Annotated in this window: 2 protein-coding genes; both read right to left on the minus strand. The window is 44.2% G+C overall.

From position 1 onward, the window contains the following. The coding region (locus R7Q38_RS24045) for a trypsin-like peptidase domain-containing protein (RefSeq protein ID WP_318114572.1) at positions 1-485 on the minus strand (485 nt) is incomplete at its 3' end. 336 nt (positions 486-821) lie between these two features. Next, positions 822-1183: Z-ring associated protein ZapG (gene zapG, locus R7Q38_RS24050; protein ID WP_318114574.1), on the minus strand; the 362-nt coding region annotated here is incomplete at its 5' end.

Here is a 1183-nt window from a genome sequence, read left to right on the forward strand (position 1 = left end):
AACTTGTCAGAGTCGGCAATCTTAATCTGAGTTAGATTTTTCGCTTTTTCTAATTTCAGCAATGCGACGTCTGCCATCTCATCACCGCCAATGAGTTCTGCATCGTACTCGCGGCCGTCATAGAGGCGCACTCGAATTTCATCCGCGCCTTTGATCACATGATAGTTAGTGACGATGTGCCCTTTTTGGGCATCAATAATGACGCCAGAGCCCAATCCGCGGAATGGACGCTCTCGAGTTTGCTCCATCGGGAAGTCAGGGCCGAAGAAGAACTGAAATTGTTCCGGAATACGACTGGTTTGAACTTGTTTACCCTCAACCGCAATACTCACGACTGCTGGGGTCACTTTTTCTAGCATCGGGGCTAGGCTTGGTAATTGCTGGCCATCAACACTTAGAGGCAGTGCTGCCGTGGCCGTTATCGGCGTGATAATGGAACTCAAACTTAAAGATAGAACGGTTAGCGCAAGCAATGGCTTTTTCATCCAATAACTCCTCTTGAAACATGTCTGCCAAAAAGAAATATCCGCACTTTACACCAATAAGAATAAGCGTTTGGTCATCCATGACAGGGTACGTTTAGCCCAACCGATAGCGCATGCCATTATTCAAAGGCCGTAATAGACTGAAACGAATTGCCTGCATAGGTTTATGAACATCAACTTATCTTGATTGATATTTTTAATATAAGGTCTAGTTTGGATATTCAAAGGGTGACGGCAGTTCACATGCAAGTTAGAGAGGGATTACTGCAGAAAAGTTCAAAAAGGGTCGATACAAATTACGATTTATATCGACCCAAAAGAAAGGAAAAGAGCAGGTTAAGAGGCTTTAGCCGTCACCACGTCGGGAGCGTTGATGATCTCTTTTTCTTGATCTTTCAAAAGACCAGTCGCGCCGTTGGCGTAGTCTTTTGGTTGTTCGTTGACCTCTGGTTGGTCTTCTTTGATTTGCTCTGAAGACATCGCCGTTTTCTTATCAAACGGGTTATCTTGTTCTGGCAAGTTAGGCAGAAGTTCTGAAGAGGTCTTCGCCATATGTTGGTAGAGTTTAGTGTAATCCTTACCCAAGGTATCCAACATTTCTGCGGTTTGTGCAAAATGATCTACGAGCTCTTGACGTTGTTGCTCTAGTTCAAACTTAGCCGCTTCAAGTTCTTTTTGCACAGACTTTTGTTTCTTGT

Origin of the sequence: Vibrio sp. Vb0598, assembly GCF_033338935.1 — a bacterium.
GTDB lineage: Bacteria > Pseudomonadota > Gammaproteobacteria > Enterobacterales > Vibrionaceae > Vibrio > Vibrio alginolyticus.